This window comes from Bacillus sp. M5A3_1b (assembly GCF_053345335.1).
The window spans coordinates 59,746-79,585 of record NZ_JBKEZY010000004.1 but is presented as its reverse complement, the minus strand read 5'-3'; the positions used below and the strand labels follow the sequence as shown (position 1 = coordinate 79,585).

Genomic DNA, 19,840 nt, shown 5'->3' with positions numbered 1-19,840 from the left:
TATATAAGGTTGCTGAGTTTGAAGGAGACAACGTAGATGAACAAACGAGTAGAAATAAATGAGAAGATAATACTAGAGTGGTTTGAAGGATGCAACGATGTAAAAGTAATAAAGCGTGAATTGGATGAGACAGAAAAAAGGAATTCAGTATTGTTTATGTATTGTCAAAACTTAATTGACAATACAAAATTAAAACAAGCCACATCATCCCATGTTTGCAAAGAGCTTTCAAGTAATTCAATAGAAGAGTTTAACCTCTCAACATTAATTCCGCAGTTATCAGTAAAGAAATTAGATATGGTAAATTCGAATGAAACTATCTCTCAGATTATATTTGAAGGTAACCTCCTTATTATTTTTGAAGAATCTAAACATGGATATATAGTTGATATTGCCCAAATACCTACCAGATCGGTTGAACAAACAAATACAGAGATGACCATTCGTGGTGGACGTGATGGATTTGTTGAAGAGTTAAACACAAATATAGGATTAATTAGAAAAAGACTAAAAACGAGTTCTCTTAGTTATGAAGAATTTATTATTGGAGAAAGAACACAAACTAAAGTAGCACTCCTGTATTTAAAAGATGTCGCATCCCAAGATATCATTAATCAAGTTCAATTAAAATTAAGACAAATTAAAATAGACGGGGTTGTTTCAAGTGCACAAATTGAAGAGTTAATCACAAACGATCAATTTAGTGTATTTCCTTTAGTTGAATATACAGGGCGCCCTGATTATGCTGTGAATTGTTTGCTATATGGGCGTTTTATTTTACTGGTTGAAGGGTCACCAACAGCGACAATTGCACCAGTTACATTTCCTTTTTTTGTGAATACATCTGAAGATCAAGATCTTTTCTACATATTCGGTAGTTTTGTACGACTTGTAAGTCTTTTGGGGATAGCAATTTCTATATTTCTTCCAGGAATTTGGATAGCACTAATTACATATCATCCAGATCAGATTCCCTATACGTTGCTAGCTACATTAAGCTTATCAAGAGAAGGGATTCCCTTTCCAGCTCCTTTAGAGGGGCTAATTATGATGACATTATTTGAAATTTTGAGACAAGCAGGATTGCGTGTTCCTGCCGTATTCGGTCAAACATTATCTGTTGTAGGGGGATTAATTATTGGACAAGCTGCTATTAGTGCAGGAATTGTTTCAGCATCTATGGTCATTATAATAGCAATCTCGGTTGTTTCGACATTTGCTTTAACTAATCAGTCAGTAACAGGAATAATAAGTATATTGCGGTATGTAGTATTCTTAGTATCTTCTTTATTAGGCATAGTAGGATTTATCTTTTGTGTCCTTGTGATGGTGATACATGTAGTAAATTTACGCTCTTTTGGAGTTCCATTTTTTACACCATATTCACCCCCTGTGTTTAAAAGTATGCTAGCAGCCACATTTAGACTTCCTTTCACGTATATGAAAAAAAGACCTAAAGAATTGCATACGCAAGATAATACAAGGAAAAGAGAGAGTACCGATGAAGAAAAATAAAAGAATAGTTATATTTCTTTTTATGATGTGTACGTTTCTAACAGGGTGTTGGGATCAAAGAGAGTTGCATCACGTTTTGTATATAAATAGTCTAGGTATCGATTTTAAAGATAATAACTATATCATCCGTCCGCAATTTATTAATTTTTCTAACATAGCTAAACAAGAAGGGAGCACTACCCGTAATTATAGCCAGGCCTATATCGGAAAGGGAAAAGGCCCCATTTTAGATGAGGCAGCATTTGATTTTTATAAGGGTGCTCAACAAGAAATCTCATGGGAACATCTCAAAACAATTGTTGTAACAGAGAGATTTCTAAAACATGGTGACTTAAATCAATTTAATGATTTTTTTTCTCGGTTTTTTCAATTTCGAGATACTATGTGGATATTTGGAACTAAGGAGCCTTTAGAAAATATATTAGCGAACAATAATATATTAAATATTTCTCAATTATATACAATCATTAATTTACCAAAAGAGATAACCAAGCAATATACAATAATAGATCCTTTACCTTTATATAAATTCCAAAGAAATTATTATGAACCTGGGATGACAACTCGCATTCCATTCTTAGCTACGACTAAAACATATTGGAAAAAAGGACATACATCATTTCCAATGTTAAAATTTAGTGGTTATGGTTTTATAAACGATAAATCCTATATAAATCATTTAAACAGCCATGATATTGCTGGGGTTCGATGGACGGATGAAAATACCAAACGAGCTCCATTACTATTAAAATTTAACAAGAAAATCATTGGACATATAGTATTAAAAAATCCAAAGATAGATACAAAGCATTTTATTAAAAATGGAAAGTTACGTATGCTTATGAACATCCATTTCGATGCTGATATTTTTCAATTAATAAATTCTATGCCTGTAAATGATATTAAAAAAATTGCAGAGGACCAAGTTGAAAAAGAAATTAAAAAAACGTACCGCAAAGGAATCGAAAAAGGGATTGACACGTATCAGTTATCACATTCCTTATATCGACAGAATTCCGAATTATGGAAACGGTATAAAAAAGAGGGGGAGATATCCCTTCAAAATAAAGAATTAGATTTAAATGTCTCGATTAATATAGCTACAAATGGAAAATCTAAAAATATGCGTAATATGATTGAACATTAGAATGGTTGAAGATGAAAGGAAACGTAAAATATTAACTCTAAATAGGAGATTCGAACTTGAAAGACCACTATGATGTGACGTCGTCTTCTTTAGGAATGGGATGAGAGTTCGATTAGGAGAAGAAGGAGGCTTTTGCCTCCTTCTTTGCCTGAAAACACGCTTACATTTCTTAGCGTTTAGATAAGTACAAGTATTTAAAACTATATGCGCCGTAAAGTAGGAGCAGCTTAAATTCATTACTATAATTTATTTGTTACTTTTAAAGCGTCTAACACTATTTTAGTTGCATTTGCAATAAGTTTATCATCGTATTTCGCATCTTCTTTCGCATGATTAGAAAGTATCGCAAGTACAATTGGATTTTTATTTGGTGGCCAAATAATTGCGATATCATTCCTTGTTCCATAAGACCCAGAGCCAGTCTTATCGGCTACTTCCCATCCTGCTGGAACTCCAGCACGGATTAAGTTGTCTCCCGTAGTATTTCTTTTCATCAAATCTATTAAAAAGCTCCGTTTCTCAATTGGAAGGATATCACTTAGCGCGTAAGTTTGAAGACTAGTAGCTAATGCCATTGCGGTACTAGTATCACGAGTGTCATCTGGCTGCACTTCATTTAATTCTGGTTCAAAACGTTCAGGATTTGTAACAGAATCTCCTATTTCTCTTAGTGATTTTTTGAATTCACTTGGCCCACCTAATTGTTTAAGAATAAGATTTTGTGCAGTATTATCACTATATCGAATGGAAGCATCTGCAAGCTCCTTCAGAGTCATACCTGTTCCTACATATTTTTCTGTAATTGGATTGTAGTTCACAAGATCTTTGCTGGTATACTTAATTTTTTGATCTAAATCTTCTATTGATTTCTTTTGTAACAGTGCTCCAACAGCAAGGACTTTGTGGGTAGATGCGTATGCAAAGCGTTCATCTGAACGATAAGTAACAGTTTGATTCGTACCTGTGTCCAATGCATAAATACCAAGTTTAGCATCAAATTCTTTTTCAAGCTTTACAAAAGAATGCCTACTTATATTTTCTTGTTTGGTTTGTTTCGATGGTTCGGATTGAATATTACTATTGGAACAGCTTATAAGCATTACACATGAAAGTAATACTACAGGTAGCATCTTTTTATATTGTGCAATGTGAAAAACCTTCTTTGAAACTATCATACATTTTCAACCTCTTTCAAGAATATATGGATTTTGTATAAGTATTTTACATACCTATACAATTAACAAATGCACTGGATAGCACTTCTCTTGTATTTCTTGCATTACAAAATGAGAGGACTACCAAGAATACCTTTTTTATACGTAATAGACAATCTAAGTAACACATTTGTTCCATTTATGATTAAGGTTTTTAACATATCTATTAACTTTGTTTTTAAGCATCGCAAACTCCACTTAATAAAGTTGGATGGTAGAAATAAAGAGCTTAAAAAACGAAAAGTCCCCCTTATTGATTCCTAATAAGATTATACTTGCTACAAAAACAAACAAACTCGTCCTACTAAGAGGGGAGTTTGTTTGTTTGTTGTTTAGATAAAGGAATGTTCATGCAAAATTGCACACTATGTTCCATATTTTTTATAGAATACTTTATATTTAGCGTTTCAAGAATTTGTTTAACAATATATAGCCCCAAACCACTTCCGCCAGTATTTCGATTCCTTGATTTTTCAATTCGATAAAATGGTTTGAAAATTTGTTGTATATCTTCATCTTTAATATTGATACCTGTATTTATAATTTGCATTTTAATTTGATCTTGTTTAGAATCCTTACTTAACTTTATATAGACTTTTTCATTATGTGGTGAATACATAACTGCATTATGGATAATATTTTTACATGCTTTTTCAAAAAGTACACGATCTGTATAAACAGAAAGGTCAGAGTCAATTTCTTTTATTATTTGGATGCTTTTTTGAGAAGCGAAAAATTCGAGATCTTTTGTGATTGTACCTATTAACTTTGAAAGATTAACTTCTTCTATTTTTAGTTTAAAAGTGTGTTGTTCTAACTTTGACATACTTAAAATTTCACGAACTAATTGTTCCATACTTTCAATAATTTGATGATTTTTCTTTAAATATTGATCACGATTTTGATAAGGGCCAATATTGTATATCATCCCTTCTAAGTATCCTTTCATTACAGTAAGAGGGGACTTTAATTCATGTGCTACAATCGCAAAAAACTCTCTGCGTTTTGTTTCTATTTCTCTTTCTTTTTCAATATCATTTTTTAATTGTTCATTTGCTTTTTTTAAATCAAACATAGCTTGTTGTAAGTTAATAGACATGTCATTCAAACTATTAGATAATTCTCCTAACTCATCTGTGGAGCGAACCTCAATTTTTTCGGAGAAATCTAAATTTGCCATATTTTGTGCACCCTCGTTAATATAAATAAGTGGCTTTGTAATAAACCTGGAATAGAAATAAGCACTCCCTATACCAATTACGATCACAATGATACTAATATAGGGGAGAAAGCGCACTAATACTTGCGAAGCTTCATCAATCGGTTGAAATGTTGCGAACACTACAAGCGTTAAACTACCATCTTGGAATTGAATTGGTTCCGTAACATTATATGAATTGCTAATGGTACCTGCATTCTCAAATCGTGCTGCTTTAGTAACTACTGTTGTTTGTGTACCACTTTGAATAAAAGAAAATGAAGGCGAGTAAATAATTATTCCTTCTTTATTTTGAAGCGAAAGCATCGCGTTATTTTTTTTTGCGTATTCATCAAAAAGTGGTATCGCATCTTGAAACGTAAGATCTTTGGATTTATCAATTATTTCTTTTATCCCTGTTTGAAGTTGATCTGTTTTGTATTGCTCATAAAACGTAGGGAGAAAGAAATATAAAGTTAAATAAATCAACACTGCAAAGGATAACAAAATGAGAGATGTAGTCATAAAGAGTTTATAAGTAATTTGCTTCATCTTCATGATTTTTACAATTCTATTCATCAATTTTATAACCAATCCCCTTTATTGTTTTAATATAGGGGATAGCTAGTTTTTTACGTAGATTTTTAATATGTGTATCTATTATTCGTGTTTCTCCAAAATAATCGTATCCCCAAACTTTTTCTACGATATTTTCTCTTGTAAGTACTTTTCTTTCATTTTGAAATAGTAGTTGTAGAATTTCGAACTCTTTTGTCGTTAACAAAATTTCAACATCATTTACATATACTCTATATGCATCAACATCAATGCGCACTTCTTTAAATACCAAATAATTATTTACATTTTTATCATAACTTCTTCTAAGTACAGCTTCGACTCGTCTAATCAAAACATGAAACGAAAAGGGTTTTGTTATATAATCATCAATCCCAAGATCGAACCCTTTCATTTGATCTTCCTCTTCTTCTAACGCAGTTAGCATAATAATTGGTATGTTTGACTCACTTCGAATCATTTTAGCAACTTCAAATCCATTAAGATTGGGCATCATTACATCTAGAAGAACTAAATCAAAGGATTGCTTATTAAATTGTGTCATACCCTCTAGTCCATCTGAAGCAACTACCACTGTATACTGTTGTGTCATTAAAAATTGTTTAATTAATTCCTGAATTTCTTGATCGTCCTCAACCACGAGGATATGATAGTTTTTCATAATATCACCTCTGGTAGTCATTATAGCCGTACTATCTGTAGTTTATGTGGAGATACAGTAGGAAACTTCATAGGACGTTTAACGTATTAACTCCATTTTCAAGATTCTGTATTCTCCATAAAAAAGTATTATTACCCATATTCCTTTTTTATGGAGAAATATTTGTGTGCTTGAAAAAACTTATCATATAAAAAGCTGAACGATTAATCTTTACAAAAAACTAATGTATAATAATGTAAAATGTATGTAGTTTTTTTTAGCTGTTTGAAAATATACTTTCGATACTTTACTAGAAAGGGAAAGGGAGATGAATTTAAATATAAAAGAAGCCAGCGAAATTTTAAATCATGTGAGAAAGGTTGTGAAATTATTTGATGGGTTATAAAGCGATGCTGTTTGATTTAGATGATACGTTAATTGATAGGGATAAGGCAGTAGATAACTTGTTTTTATTAGTTTTAGAAAAATGTTATGAGGATGTTAGTGATACAGTCAAAAACAATATGTTACAGAAATTCAAAGAATACGATAAAAGGGAATACGGCATTAGTGATAAAACGATAGTTTTAGAATCATTATTTAATGAATTCGCGCCGAAATATAGATTGCCACACAATTATATCCAAGATTTTTGGAATGAAAATTTACCTAAATGTTTTTCAATAGACCAAAATACTATTCATTTCTTAAATCAAATAAAAAGGCACTTCAAAGTTGGAATTATTACAAATGGCTCAACGCAGAGGCAAACGGCTAAAATAATTAACACGAATTTAAACAATCACTTTGATACAATCATTATTTCTGAAGAAGTGGGAGTTAGTAAACCTGATAAACGTATATTCGAACTAGCATTAAATAAGCTAAATGTACAACCAGAAGATGTATTATTTGTTGGAGATGACTTAGAAAAGGATATTGCTGGTTGTCAAAATGCAAATATAAAAGGAATATGGTTTAACCCTCATAGAATCACAAATAAGACTGAAATAAAACCGTATTCTGAGATAGATACTTTTGATAGTTTATTAAGTTATATTACTCCACAATATTTTTATAATAAGTAAAAATGCTATGGAGTTATAATAAGAAAGATTTCATTTACCGTAATTTAAATAAAAAAGAAAAACAAAGAGGCACTTAAAACTCTTTTATCTGTAATAGTAGTATTTAAAAATTTACTAACAAAGCATGATATGAACATTATAGAGGAGTGATACGATGGAAATAAAGAAAGTAGTAATTGGCGGAATAAATATTGCGATCATAAGAAATGAAAAATTACTAATTTCCGATGTTCAAACGGCATTAGATCTTATGGCAACAGTTCAATATGAGGTAGATGCTAAACATATTATTATCGACAAATCATTAATAACTGAAAGTTTCTTTGACTTAAAAACACGCCTTGCTGGTGATATCCTTCAAAAATTTATAAATTACAGAGTAAAGATTGCTATTATTGGAGATTTCTCTATGTATACGAGTAAAAGCTTAAAGGATTTTATTTATGAATGTAATAAAGGGAAAGACATTTTTTACTTAGCAACTGAACAACAAGCAATTGAAAAACTAAGTACATTGAAGCATTAATAATACCATAGTAAAATCTCCCTCTTTTTCATGTCGCTTATTATTTACAACATATAAGAACTGATGTTTGTGGTAAACTAAGAGATGAATAAAGGGGGAGTTTTCTTGTACAATTTTAATGATACAATCCGAAATTTAAACAATATAATTTACAAACCTAACGAATTAATAATCACGAATCTAAAAGAAGAACAGCAAAACGCAGAATATGCGGGATGTTTATTTCACTTAAATCATAATAGCATTCGTTTTAGAATATCAAAAATTACCCCTAATAAAATTGGGCAATTTGTTTCTTTTTGGGAGAAAGATGACAATATGCATAATCAAGCATTTTCTTATGACGCTGCTCCTGACTTATTAGTTATCACTTGTATAGATGATAATAAACTAGGACAATTTATTTTCCCAAAAGAGATTCTTCTTAAGGAAAAAATCTTGAGAACACAAAACCAAAAAGGCAAGATGGCTATGAGAATTTATCCTATATGGGATAACCCTGTCAGCAACCAAGCTAAAAAGAGCCAAATGTGGCAACTTCAGTATTTTGTTGACTTAAGCGATCATAATAATTTACCTATAGATAAACTATTACATTTGTATTCGTAGCTTCTTATCTTAAGTAATCTTGTTGGTTAGACTTTTTGTACCGGTACAGTTAAACGAAATGTACATTGTTTCAGTACCCCTTTAAATTTACAATCAGCATATACTATTTTAACTTATACATTTTAAGGGGTGCTGACTATGACAAGTCTACAACATAAGCTTTTTACAAGATTGAATCTTGCAAAGCGTACTGAAATGAAGTTTGAAGAATTAAATACAATTCTCTTTGCATTTGCACACACTATACCATTTGAGAATTTAGATGTTATAGCACGTAATACGAATGCAATTACTATGGAAAATTTACAGGATAAAATTTTAACTAGATTCCGCGGTGGACTTTGTTATGAATTAAATACTCTTTTTTACTACTTTTTAAAAGATTGTGGTTATAATGTACAACTCGCATTAGGTACCGTATATAAAAATGATATAAACGCTTGGGCACTCGAGGATGGGCATATAACGATTATTCTAAATTATGATAACGTACGATACGTAATTGATGTAGGTATTGCTTCATTAGTACCTCTAGTCCCTGTACCTTTTACTGGTGAGTCTGTTTCTTCTAAAAATGGTACGTATCGAGTGAGACGAAAAGATACGAGTAAAGGGAATTACGTTCTAGAAAGAAAAGATACGAACGGTGAGTGGAAAGTATGTCATGCTTTTTATAATCGTATCATTGGTGAGGCAGTAGTGAATGATGTTCAAAAAAGAGTAGTAGAAGATGAGAAATCTATTTTCAATAAAGGACCAATTGCAGTCAAATTGACGGAATCTGGCCATGTCTCTTTAACCAATACTAGTTTCACTGAAATAGTTCATGGTGAAAAAACGAAACGTGAAATTACAGAAGATCAATATAGAGAGCTTTTATATACTTTATTTGCTATTGAGTTATGATAAAACAAATAACTAGCCGGTTCTTGTTCAGAACCGGCTATTTTATTAATTTTAATTTAAAACAACTATTAAAGTTTGATTTTCTTAATACATATAATACACTAGAACAGTACGAAAAAGTATGTACAATGAATTTTGAATGTAAAGGAAGATTATTATGTCAGTTATTGATAAATTGAAACTTAATAAGTATACAAATATGGTCGTAATGAATGAACCTAGTGATTATGACATTTTCACAGGAAAAGAAACTGCATTCTCAAAAGAACACGATGCTATCTTTATTTTTGTAGAAACGCTTGATGAAATGGTGAAACAAACGAATTTTATTATTAGTAATGAAGAATTACTAATTGAAAAAGGTTACGTATTCTTCGCATATCCGAAAAAAGGTAATGCTCGTTATAGTACGTTCATTCACCGTGATGAGATGTTTCCGGCATTAAACGTTGGAGAAGATGGTTATGTAGGACAGAGTGATATTAAATTTGCACGAATGGTAAGTATGGATGAAGTCTTTACTGTTGTAGGTTTAAAACGTGAAAAGAAAAAAGAGAAGAAAACGCCTGCTATGAGTCAATGTGTTGCCGATTATGCAGATCGAATTAAAGATGTTGAAGCATTATTAACAAATCACCCGAATGAACTTAAGTTTTATCAAAGTTTAACGCCTGGATATCAGAAAGATTGGGCACGTAATCTTTTTTCTGTAAAACAAGAAAAAACACGTGAAAAACGTCTAGAGAAAATGATAGAAATCCTTTCACAAGGCTATAAAACAATTGAATTATTCCGTAAGAAGAAAAAATAATGATTAAGAAAGTCACAATGCTGCAACAATTAATTGTGATGAGTACATTGAAAAAAGCATTCCTTCCATTATACTAAGGAATGTTCTTATATTTATATAATTAGCAAAAAAGAAAAGGTGTTTGAAATGAAATCGTATATTGTAGTTGGATCTGGAATTTTAGGAGCGTCTACTGCTTATCATCTTGCTAAGGCAGGTGCGAACGTTACTATCGTGGATCGCCAACAATTAGGGCAAGCAACTGATGCAGGAGCAGGTATTGTATGTCCATGGCTATCGCAGCGTCGTAATAAAGCATGGTATAAAATTGTTAAAGGCGGTGCACGTTACTATTCTTCGTTAATTCAGCAATTAGAAGAAGACGGTGAAACTGACACAGGATATAATCGTGTAGGTGCAATTAGTTTACATACTGACGAGAAAAAGTTAGATCAAATGGAAGAGCGAGCTTATAAACGACGTGAAGATGCCCCAGAGATTGGTGAAATCACTCGCTTATCAGCTGAAGAAACAAAAAAAATATTCCCAGCATTATCAGACGAATATAGTTCTGTTCATATTAGTGGTGCTGCACGAGTAAATGGAAGATTATTACGCAATGCATTAATAAGTGCTGCGAAAAAACATGGTGCAACTTTTATAAAAGGCGATGCCATATTAGTCCGTGAAGGAAATCATATTACTGGAGTTACAGTAAACGATGAAACAATTTTAGCAGAAAAGGTTATTGTAACTGCAGGTGCATGGGCGAATGAAATCTTAAACCCATTAGGAATTAATTTCTTAGTTACGTTTCAAAAAGGACAAATTGTTCACTTGCAAATGGAAAATACAGCAACAGAAAATATGCCAGTTGTTATGCCGCCAAATGATCAATACATTTTAACATTTGACAATGGCCATGTCGTAATTGGTGCTACCCATGAAAATGAAACTGGCTTCGATCATCGTGTAACGGCTGGTGGTTTAAATGAAGTATTCCATAAAGCATTAGCAGTTGCACCTGGCTTAGAAAATGCTACTATGCTTGAAACGAGAGTTGGATTCAGACCATTTACGCCAGGGTTCTTACCTGTAATTGGCCCGCTTCCTAACTTTGAAGGTATTCTCGTTGCAAACGGATTAGGTGCCTCAGGTTTAACTGCAGGTCCATATTTAGGATCAGAACTTGCTAAATTAGCGCTGGGACAACCAATTGAATTAGATTTAAATGATTATGACGTTGCTGGTGCAATTGAATAATAAAAAAGATTAGGGTTCACTCCTAATCTTTTTTATTTATAGCTAATTCTTTAACTGCTTTGATAACCTTTTGTTTAATTCCCACAATGCTGTTTTGTTACTATCCCATTTCAAAAGCATTACTGCATCCTCAAAGCATAACCATTTATAATTGGAGTGTTCTTTAGATAATGAAATATTTTTTGTAGAAACTTTAACTCCAAAAGAAAATTCTTTTATTACATAAACACCTTCTCCCCAAAGAAATTCTCCAACTACATCCTCTACAGGTAGTGAAGAAACCGAATCTAATTTTATATAGGGACATTCTTTTATAATACCAGCCTCTTCAAACGCTTCTCGTTTTGCTGATTCAATAGGAGTTTCACCATCTTCTCCACCACCAGCTATTCCTTGCCAATAACCATAATCACTTCGGTTAAAAATAGCGTATTGAATAGAATCTCCAATTATTATATAAGGAAATATTAATACTTGATATGGTGCTCTCATTGCATAACCTCTTCCCGAAAATAAGCTTTAAATAAACATGAATAATTGTTAATTATTATATGGAGTGGGTGTTCTTTTGAATAAAAACACAACTGATAAAATAAAGATTACGGCCTTCAAACTCCCCCAATACGGATAAACAGTATGGTCTGTTAAACTAGCATATTGAAAAATATTCTCTAAACCGAAAATCCCTATCATGACCGCTAAAAGGAATGTAACTGATCCATAAATTCCATTGCGATAGAGGGTAAATAAGTATATTGCACATATAAGTGGTACGATGATTTGTAGTAAGATTGCCATGGATTGTCCCCCTAATTTATATTTTATACTTACATCATACCGAAAAATGTAATAAAAAGGAATGTGATTTAATTGATGCTAAATAGAAAATAGACTTATACGAACAGGGATATCACGCTTTCACGTCTATATTTTTAATACTAATTGAACTACTTTAATCATATTCTTCTATATAAAAAGAATAAAAAGAGGTGTAAAGTTAATTGACAAAAGTTAAGGTTCGTTTACGGCCCATCGTTCATAAAGTAAATTTACCGACTGTATTGAAAACAGCTATACTTCCAGGTGAATCGATCGAAAGACTATTTATCGCAACTCAATTAGGAGAGGTTTTTTACATAGGAGACGGAGCTATAAAGACATTTTTAAATATTCGTCACCGAATTATTAAATTAGGTACATTTGAAGAAGGTGTTTCTAGTAGCGGTTATGATGAACGCGGTTTGCTGGGACTAGCGTTCCATCCACAATTTAATCATAACGGCTTATTTTACCTTCATTATTCAATGGCTGGAACTCAAGGACCAGGTTCGCTTTCAGAACAATTTAAACCGAATCCTTGTGACCCGAAAACTTTAAATTTAAAGTGGACAAATAGAGATACTCAATATGATCATATTGATACAGTTGAAGAATGGGTTTTACAATCAAATGGCCAACCTCAAAAGCGAAGAACATTACTTAATATAAAACGGCCATTTTTTAATCATAACGGCGTAAATAGCTTAAACTTTTCACCTGAGACTGGAAAACTTGTTTTTACTAATGGAGATGGTGGTTCTGGCTATGATCCGTTTAATTTGAGCCAGGATGATTTAGAAATAGCGGGTAAAATAATTGAAATCGATGTAAGTAGAGATACATTCATAACCAATCCTCCAGTAGTTACACGCTTTAATGAACTTCCTGTATCTATACAAGAAACACTTACAGTAATTGCAAAAGGCGTACGTAATATAACAGGTATTTCATTCCAAAGGTTGCATAATCAATATATCAAATATGCCGGTAACGTCGGACAAGATATTGTAGAGTCTATTTTTTCTTTTGTTCTATATAAATCAATACCAGTTACCGAAATCGTTCAAATCCATTTAATGAGAGATACTCCTGATAAATATGGATTTATTAATTTTGGGTGGAGAGGATGGGAAGGGGAATTACCTACTTCTTTTATAAGGAACTGTTCTGAGAATCCAACTTTAGATGAAAGGATAACGGCTTATTATAATGAAACAATAGTAACATCAGTAAATCGTATTCAACCTCTAATAAGTTATTATCATAAAGATTCCAGACCGGATAAATTTGACGGAACTTCACTTACTGGCGTTCAACCGTATATGGGAACTGCAATTCCTGGTCTGACTGGTAGTATCGTGTTTACTGATCTTGCTAAAAAAGAAAAATCGCAGTCTTCAGTAAAAGGTGCGTTAGCTTATTCTAGAGCTGGTACGCATGGTAAACATACTGACTTTCATGTTATTGAAACCCATTATGATTTCGGTGAGCAGGCAGCTTATTTTATGAGTTTAGGAACAAATTTGGATCAAACTAGATTATATTTAGGAGTTTACGGTTCTATGAAAGTAACTGATTTGAACAAAGGTACTATTTTTGAAATCGTTCCTTAATATGATAGACACTCTCGGAATTATTCATTATATAATCGTCCACTGTATAATTAGATATCTTTAGGGGGATTTTGATGAATCAATTTAGAAACTATTGGTATCAACCGATGATCGCGCATGATGCGAATTTTGTTCATAAAAGAAAGATGACGCCAGCAAAGAGGTTAGTCATTACAGCGTTACTCGGTTCACTTGCTGCTATTTTTCAATCTGCCGGGAACCTAATCCCTGGTATAGGCTTATTTATTAGTCCTTTTGCGACACTGCCTATATTTTTTGCTATTTGTTATTCTACTCGCACGGGAATACTTTCTTACATTCTTACTATTCTCCTATTATTTATTATTGAGCCAAGCGAACTAATTGTCTTTCCTTTTACTACAGGTTTATTAGGTATAGCGTTAGGAGTATCCTTTATACAATTCAAGAGAAGGATTTGGATTGTTTCCTTTTCAGCAATATGTCTACTTCTAGGTATTATGATTGTACTTGATATCTTTCGATTTCCTGTATTAGGTCCTACTGTTCATACAACTTTGGATATAAAAATTATTCTATTAATATTTATTCTGAGCTTTCTATACTGCTGGATCTATACAGGCATTTGTAAAATAATGTTGAATAGAGTATATAAAGCATGGTCTTAACAATTTCTCATATATTTTTAAAGATTGGAGATTCAAGTCGTGTATAACGTTAAAATTAGAAGACCAAATTCGGATGATGTAGATGAACTGAATATGTTTTTTCGTCTTGTTATTACTGATACATTTAAAAATGAAGGGTTATCACAATTATTAGATGACATAGAAAATGAAATTAACACGAAAAAACAATATTTGAAAAATGATTTGGAGAGTAATGGAGAAAGTCGTTACTTTTTATTAGCAATTGATACAAGTAACGATAAAATCATTGGAACAATTGAAATTGGCCCAGCGAGTACATTGATTAATAGTTGTACAGGTGGTGTGTTTAAAGATTTATATGAAATAGGAACTGTATTTGTACTACCTGAATATCAACGAAATGGCATAGGTAATTTATTACTACATGCAATGTATATTACGTTACTTAGCAGAGGAATAACAGAATACTGTTTAGATAGTGGATACAAAAAAGCGCAAAGTATATGGACGAAGAAGTTTGGAGAACCTAGTTATGTACTGAAGGAGTATTGGGGAGAATCAAGCGATCATATGATTTGGAAGAAGAGTTTACATGATACTCCTATAATATTTGAATTATAAAATGAAATATGCCTCTGAACGTAGCTTTTCTTACATATGTATGCTATTATTTATCTTTATAATAAAAGAGGACGTGAATGAACTTGATTAAAATTAATATCCCTGAAGCTGATGTTTCAATTACTGAACGTAAACAAGTTATTAAAGGAGACGAGCCAATAATTACTCCAATTAATGGATTTATCGATTTCCACTTGTTCCCTAGAGATAAAGGCGGCATTTTTATGTTTTACAATATTAATGACGAACTTCTTTTCGTAGGTAAAGCTCGTAAAATTAGACAACGTATTAAGAAGCATTTTGAAGACAATGTTTCACCGATTAAAAATCACCGTGATGAAGTATACCGCATTGATGCATGTATCGTAGAAGATCCAACAGAAAGAGAAATTTACGAAACTTACATTATTAATGAATATAAAGCAAAATATAACGTTGATAAAGTATTCTATAAATAAGTAATAAAAAAAACAATCCTAGCGCATATACTGGGATTGTTTTTTATTTAAATTTAGTCCTCATATTTTTCTCCTTTTTTTAAATGATTAGCAACAATAAAACAGCATACACCTATACATATAAGTACAATGCCAATCGATTTATGTTTTCCCTCAAAGAAAGGAATATCAGAAATAACATTTGTCATACATAACCCTATAAACACAAGGATAGGTCCTGCCCACAGTAATACATTACCGAATTTCGTATGTTGCCACATAGTAACCCTCCTTATCTCTTTTTACATATATATCTATAAAATAAAAGTAAATTCATAGAGAAATATAGTTTTTTTCATATCGAAAATTTAACCTTCATATATTGGTACAAGCAAACGAGAAAGGGGGCCATCATGAATTGGTTAGAAGCTTTTATATTAGGGATCATACAAGGTTTAACAGAGTTTTTACCGATAAGTAGTACAGGTCATCTTTATTTAGGGAGGCATTTGTTTCAACTAGATGAAGCGGGATTATTTTTAGATACGATGCTCCATATTGGAACTTTACTTGCAGTGTTTATTTATTACAAAAAAGAATTTATATATTTAATTAAAAATCCATTTTCGAAACTAATGCTACTACTTATTGTCGGGACGATACCCGCAGTTGTAATCGGATTGTTATTTAAAGACTTTTTTGAGGATATTTCAAAAACAGGTATTACGATTGGATGGGAGTTTTTAGTGACAGGATTCTTTCTATATATGGCCGATAAACAAAAGAATGGTCGTAAAAAAATGGACGACATTACATATAAAGATGCATTTATCATTGGTTCATTTCAAGCGGCTGCTATTTTCCCAGCAATTTCTCGTTCTGGTATGACAATTGTTGCTGCATTATGGAGGAAGTTAGACCGCGAAACTGCTGCTTACTTTTCTTTTTTATTATCAACGCCAGCCATTGTCGGAGCTATCATTTTGCAATTAGCAGATGTTTATCAAGGGAAAGCAGAATCTATTTCTAGTACATCTTTAATCGTCGGCACATTATCAGCAGCGTTTTTCGGTTATATAGCCGTTTCATGGATGATTCAATATTTAAAACGTCACTCCTTAAAAGTATTCGCGTATTACGTATGGGGATTAGGCATTTTAATTTTAACGTTGCAATATACTCATGTATTTTAATTATAATGGTAAAGAAGTTAATTAGTTTAAGATCCTGTTTCATTCATAAAAGACAGGATCTCTTTTTATTAAGGGGGAAAATATGTTTAATAAAGCTATCGTTATTGGCGGCAGTATCGCAGGAAAACTCGTAGCAAAAGCATTATCAACTGCTTTTAAAGAAGTAATCATTATAGAAGCCGGTGAAAGATGGGATGGAATATCTTCAAGAAAAAGAGTTCCACAAAGTAATCATCCTCATGTGTTATTAAAAGGTGGAGAAAGAGCTATTGAAGAATTGTTTCCTACTATCACTAATGAACTAATTGAAGCAGGTAGTATCGTAAATAACTTTACTCGTGATTTAAAATGGCATCAATTTGGTTTATGGAAACAACCATTCACAGGAGAAGTACATATGATTCAACAAAGTAGATTTTTGCTTGAATGGCATATTCAAAAACGAATAAATCAGGTTTCTAATATTACTATTAAATATGAGACATTGATTGAAGGGTTATTAATAGACGGAAAACTTAACAAAGTATGTGGAGTAAAAGCAAAATGTTTAGAGACTGACACACAAGAAGAAATTCAAGCAGATATTGTGGTTGATGCAAGTGGATTCGGTTCAAAAAGTATAGCGTGGTTACGTGAATACAATATTGAAGTGCAAGAAGAGAAAGTGCGCATTGATTTGTTTTACGCAACTAGAATGTTTAAACTCAATGAAAATGAGAAATTAGACTGTTGTAATATGCTAATGTCTCCAAGTTTCCCTGACAATCCGTATGGTGTTCTTATTCAAACGATTGAGGATAATCGCTATTTTGTTACTTTCAGCGGATATGCAAATGAGAAAGCACCACAAACAGATGATGAGTTTTATGATTTTGCTGAAAACCTATCAATTTCTAATGTGACAGATTTTCTAAATAAAGCTGAGGCAATTTCACATATCAAAACTTACAAAATTCCTTATCAAGTACGTCGGCGATTTGATTTAGTTAATCATTTACCAGAAGGGTTGTTAGTAGTTGGGGATGCACATTGTCGTTTTGATCCTGTTTTTGGGCAAGGTGTTTCAGTTGCAGCTATGGAAGCTCACCAATTGCAGTTACTTTTGCAAAAGAGACAAAAGCTTGATAAAACATTTACACAGCGATTTTATAAAAAGACCGCTCATATCATACAGACTCCTTGGGAAATGACTACAACGGAAATATCACGTCATCCTCAGCTAAAAAGAGAATTAACGATAAAGCAAAAATTTCAGCTATGGTATACGAAACAAATATATGAACTATCTGCAACTGATTCTGACGTTTATATTCGATTAGTAAGAGTGATGAATTTAATTCGTAGTCCATTGCACCTATTTCATCCCAAAGTGCTATTTGCTGTATTACTGAAGCAAAAGAAATAGAAGGAAATTAATTGATTGAAAAAGAATATATAACAGTTAGTAAATATAGAAGGAGTAATCGAGATGAAAATATACATAGAACAATTAAAGAAACACGATGCTAAAGATTTATTTACGTTTGAACTTACGAATAAATCTTTTTTTGAAAGAATGGTACCAAATCGTGGCTCGCAATATTTCGATTTTGAATATTTCCAAAAACTACTAGACGATTTATTAATAGAACAGGTGGATGGAGATTCTTATTTTTATTTAATTCGTAACGAAGAAAAAGAAATTGTAGGACGAATAAATTTAGTAGATATAGATACAGAAACTCGAAGCAGTTCGCTAGGATATCGAGTCGGAGAAAAGTTTACTAAAAAAGGAGTTGCAACAGCAGCTGTAAAATTAGTTTTAGACGTAGCGAAAAGTAATAAAATTAATGAGATTCATGCTAAAACGACTACTAATAATCTCGCATCACAAATTGTATTAGAAAAAAGCGGGTTTTCTTCTTATCAAGACGAAGCAGATACAAATTCTGTAGAATTAAACGGAGAACATGTGAATTTTGTACATTATATATGGAGAAATACTTCGCGCTTATATTAAGGGGGACTTATACATGAATGATTTACGTTATCCAATTGGCCAATTTACATACAAACGTCCTATTACTGAAGAAATGATTGATACATGGATTCAAGAAATTGAAGATTTACCTAATGAACTAACAAAGGCAATTAAAGATTTAGATCAGAAGCAGTTAGACACACCGTACCGAGTTGGTGGATGGACAGTTCGTCAAGTAGTACATCACGTTGTTGATAGCCATATGAACAGCTACATACGCTTTAAATTAGCACTAACAGAAAAGAATCCAACGATTAAACCATATAAAGAAGAGAAGTGGGCCGAACTACCTGATTCTAAATTACCAGTCGATGTTTCACTAGTAATGTTAGATTCATTACATAAAAGATGGGTTAACCTTTTATATTCTCTAAAACTGGAAGATTTAGAAAAGACATTTAACCATCCAGATACCGGTGAAACAAAACTCGCTGCTGCAATTGGACTATATGCATGGCACGGACGTCATCATACAGCTCATATAACTTCATTAAGAAATCGACTAAATTGGTAACATGGATATTACTTTAGAGAAGGCGACAGAAAATGATGCTGCAGCTGTATTTCAAATGCAAATAGACTCGTTTAACCCTTTATTAAATAAATATAAAGACTATGAAACAAATCCAGCAAATGAATCTATTGAAAAAACGATTTTAAGGATAAATAATCCCAGCAGTAACTATTATAAAATGATAATAGATTCTAACCTTGTTGGAGCGATATGCATTTCCAAAAAAGAAATACCATATAAATTTTGGATTAGTCCAATGTTCATTCATCCAAACTATCAAGGGAAAGGAATCGCTCAGAAGGTACTTAAATTAATTGAAGAGATGTTTTTAGAAGCACGGAGCTTTGAACTTGCTACAATTTTAGAAGAAGAAAGAAATTGTTTTCTATATGAAAAAATGGGGTATAAAAGAACAGAAGTAATAAAGAAATTAAATGATAAAACTACACTTATTTATTACAAAAAAGAAAGGTAAAGTATTTGAAATACGCTTTACCTTTTTCTGTTATTTGAGATTAAATA

General features: G+C 32.0%; 22 protein-coding genes and 1 pseudogene. 17 read left to right on the top strand and 6 right to left on the bottom strand.

The window, feature by feature from the left end; genetic code table 11:
* Positions 1–36 precede the first annotated feature (36 nt).
* Together ACLBWW_RS12955 and ACLBWW_RS12950 are read left to right on the top strand one after the other, a co-directional pair.
* Entirely contained in the window at positions 37–1,515 is a 1,479-nt protein-coding gene (locus tag ACLBWW_RS12955; RefSeq protein ID WP_048547256.1) for a spore germination protein, read from the top strand.
* The gene (locus tag ACLBWW_RS12950) at positions 1,502–2,662 is read left to right on the top strand and encodes a Ger(x)C family spore germination protein (RefSeq protein WP_098047665.1); all 1,161 of its coding nucleotides are present in this window, start codon (positions 1,502–1,504) and stop codon (positions 2,660–2,662) included. The genes ACLBWW_RS12955 and ACLBWW_RS12950 overlap by 14 nt, the downstream gene beginning before the upstream one ends.
* Before the next feature lie 239 nt (positions 2,663–2,901).
* Here the strand turns inward: ACLBWW_RS12950 and bla are convergent, their stop codons facing one another.
* The 3 genes from bla to ACLBWW_RS12935 all read right to left on the bottom strand — a co-directional run bounded on the left by bla (position 2,902) and on the right by ACLBWW_RS12935 (position 6,311).
* Positions 2,902–3,837 carry a class A beta-lactamase gene (gene bla, locus ACLBWW_RS12945; RefSeq protein WP_098080078.1) on the bottom strand — a complete coding sequence of 312 codons (936 nt, stop codon included), beginning with the start codon at positions 3,835–3,837 and terminating at the stop codon, positions 2,902–2,904.
* Between the two features lie 343 nt (positions 3,838–4,180).
* Positions 4,181–5,653: a sensor histidine kinase gene (locus tag ACLBWW_RS12940; RefSeq protein ID WP_048547872.1), complete on the bottom strand. Its 1,473-nt coding sequence runs from the start codon at positions 5,651–5,653 to the stop codon at positions 4,181–4,183.
* Entirely contained in the window at positions 5,646–6,311 is a 666-nt protein-coding gene (locus ACLBWW_RS12935; protein ID WP_098047663.1) for a response regulator transcription factor, read from the bottom strand. Before ACLBWW_RS12935 ends, ACLBWW_RS12940 begins: the two co-directional genes overlap by 8 nt.
* Before the next feature lie 374 nt (positions 6,312–6,685).
* Here ACLBWW_RS12935 and ACLBWW_RS12930 point away from each other — a divergent pair, with 374 nt between their 5' ends.
* The 6 genes from ACLBWW_RS12930 to ACLBWW_RS12905 all read left to right on the top strand — a co-directional run bounded on the left by ACLBWW_RS12930 (position 6,686) and on the right by ACLBWW_RS12905 (position 11,472).
* The gene (locus ACLBWW_RS12930) at positions 6,686–7,378 is read left to right on the top strand and encodes an HAD family hydrolase (protein WP_048547248.1); all 693 of its coding nucleotides are present in this window, start codon (positions 6,686–6,688) and stop codon (positions 7,376–7,378) included.
* A gap of 154 nt (positions 7,379–7,532) precedes the next feature.
* Positions 7,533–7,904, top strand: coding sequence for a DUF4180 domain-containing protein (locus tag ACLBWW_RS12925; protein WP_048547247.1), 372 nt, complete (start codon positions 7,533–7,535; stop codon positions 7,902–7,904).
* An 84-nt stretch (positions 7,905–7,988) separates the two neighbouring features.
* Positions 7,989–8,513 carry a MepB family protein gene (locus ACLBWW_RS12920; protein ID WP_088110257.1) on the top strand — a complete coding sequence of 175 codons (525 nt, stop codon included), beginning with the start codon at positions 7,989–7,991 and terminating at the stop codon, positions 8,511–8,513.
* A 138-nt stretch (positions 8,514–8,651) separates the two neighbouring features.
* A complete protein-coding gene (locus tag ACLBWW_RS12915) occupies positions 8,652–9,419 on the top strand; it encodes an arylamine N-acetyltransferase family protein (RefSeq protein WP_048547243.1) in 768 nt (255 codons plus the stop codon).
* Positions 9,420–9,576: 157 nt separating this feature from the next.
* The gene (locus tag ACLBWW_RS12910) at positions 9,577–10,230 is read left to right on the top strand and encodes a YdeI/OmpD-associated family protein (protein WP_048547241.1); all 654 of its coding nucleotides are present in this window, start codon (positions 9,577–9,579) and stop codon (positions 10,228–10,230) included.
* Between the two features lie 126 nt (positions 10,231–10,356).
* A complete protein-coding gene (locus tag ACLBWW_RS12905; RefSeq protein ID WP_447614061.1) occupies positions 10,357–11,472 on the top strand; it encodes an NAD(P)/FAD-dependent oxidoreductase in 1,116 nt (371 codons plus the stop codon).
* Positions 11,473–11,514: 42 nt separating this feature from the next.
* Here the strand turns inward: ACLBWW_RS12905 and ACLBWW_RS12900 are convergent, their stop codons facing one another.
* Complete coding sequence (locus ACLBWW_RS12900) at positions 11,515–11,964, bottom strand: NUDIX hydrolase (protein WP_098047660.1); 450 nt, start codon at positions 11,962–11,964, stop codon at positions 11,515–11,517.
* A gap of 48 nt (positions 11,965–12,012) precedes the next feature.
* Positions 12,013–12,270, bottom strand: coding sequence for a hypothetical protein (locus tag ACLBWW_RS12895; RefSeq protein ID WP_048547237.1), 258 nt, complete (start codon positions 12,268–12,270; stop codon positions 12,013–12,015).
* Between the two features lie 203 nt (positions 12,271–12,473).
* Between ACLBWW_RS12895 and ACLBWW_RS12890 the strand changes: the two genes are divergently transcribed.
* From ACLBWW_RS12890 to ACLBWW_RS12875, 4 genes are all read left to right on the top strand, one after another.
* On the top strand, positions 12,474–13,904 hold the full coding sequence (locus ACLBWW_RS12890) for a PQQ-dependent sugar dehydrogenase (protein ID WP_098221924.1): 1,431 nt from the start codon (positions 12,474–12,476) through the stop codon (positions 13,902–13,904).
* A gap of 74 nt (positions 13,905–13,978) precedes the next feature.
* On the top strand, positions 13,979–14,551 hold the full coding sequence (locus tag ACLBWW_RS12885; protein ID WP_447614060.1) for a hypothetical protein: 573 nt from the start codon (positions 13,979–13,981) through the stop codon (positions 14,549–14,551).
* 39 nt (positions 14,552–14,590) lie between these two features.
* Positions 14,591–15,154 (top strand): GNAT family N-acetyltransferase, encoded by a 564-nt coding sequence (locus ACLBWW_RS12880; RefSeq protein WP_088609372.1) that lies wholly within the window; start codon positions 14,591–14,593, stop codon positions 15,152–15,154.
* Between the two features lie 77 nt (positions 15,155–15,231).
* On the top strand, positions 15,232–15,612 hold the full coding sequence (locus ACLBWW_RS12875) for a nucleotide excision repair endonuclease (RefSeq protein WP_001048941.1): 381 nt from the start codon (positions 15,232–15,234) through the stop codon (positions 15,610–15,612).
* Between the two features lie 53 nt (positions 15,613–15,665).
* Here ACLBWW_RS12875 and ACLBWW_RS12870 read toward each other — a convergent pair whose 3' ends face one another.
* Positions 15,666–15,872, bottom strand: a complete 207-nt coding sequence (locus ACLBWW_RS12870; protein ID WP_000267713.1) for a hypothetical protein — start codon at positions 15,870–15,872, stop codon at positions 15,666–15,668.
* A 132-nt stretch (positions 15,873–16,004) separates the two neighbouring features.
* Here ACLBWW_RS12870 and ACLBWW_RS12865 point away from each other — a divergent pair, with 132 nt between their 5' ends.
* From ACLBWW_RS12865 to ACLBWW_RS12845, 5 genes and pseudogenes are all read left to right on the top strand, one after another.
* Positions 16,005–16,784, top strand: a complete 780-nt coding sequence (locus ACLBWW_RS12865) for an undecaprenyl-diphosphate phosphatase (RefSeq protein WP_048547231.1) — start codon at positions 16,005–16,007, stop codon at positions 16,782–16,784.
* Between the two features lie 82 nt (positions 16,785–16,866).
* Entirely contained in the window at positions 16,867–18,189 is a 1,323-nt protein-coding gene (locus ACLBWW_RS12860; RefSeq protein ID WP_048547229.1) for an FAD-dependent oxidoreductase, read from the top strand.
* Between the two features lie 63 nt (positions 18,190–18,252).
* Positions 18,253–18,783, top strand: coding sequence for a GNAT family N-acetyltransferase (locus tag ACLBWW_RS12855; RefSeq protein WP_098047656.1), 531 nt, complete (start codon positions 18,253–18,255; stop codon positions 18,781–18,783).
* A gap of 13 nt (positions 18,784–18,796) precedes the next feature.
* Complete coding sequence (locus ACLBWW_RS12850; protein WP_048547225.1) at positions 18,797–19,318, top strand: YfiT family bacillithiol transferase; 522 nt, start codon at positions 18,797–18,799, stop codon at positions 19,316–19,318.
* 1 nt (position 19,319) lies between these two features.
* Positions 19,320–19,793, top strand: a pseudogene (locus tag ACLBWW_RS12845) (GNAT family N-acetyltransferase); the annotation flags it as partial.
* Positions 19,794–19,840: the final 47 nt, after the last annotated feature.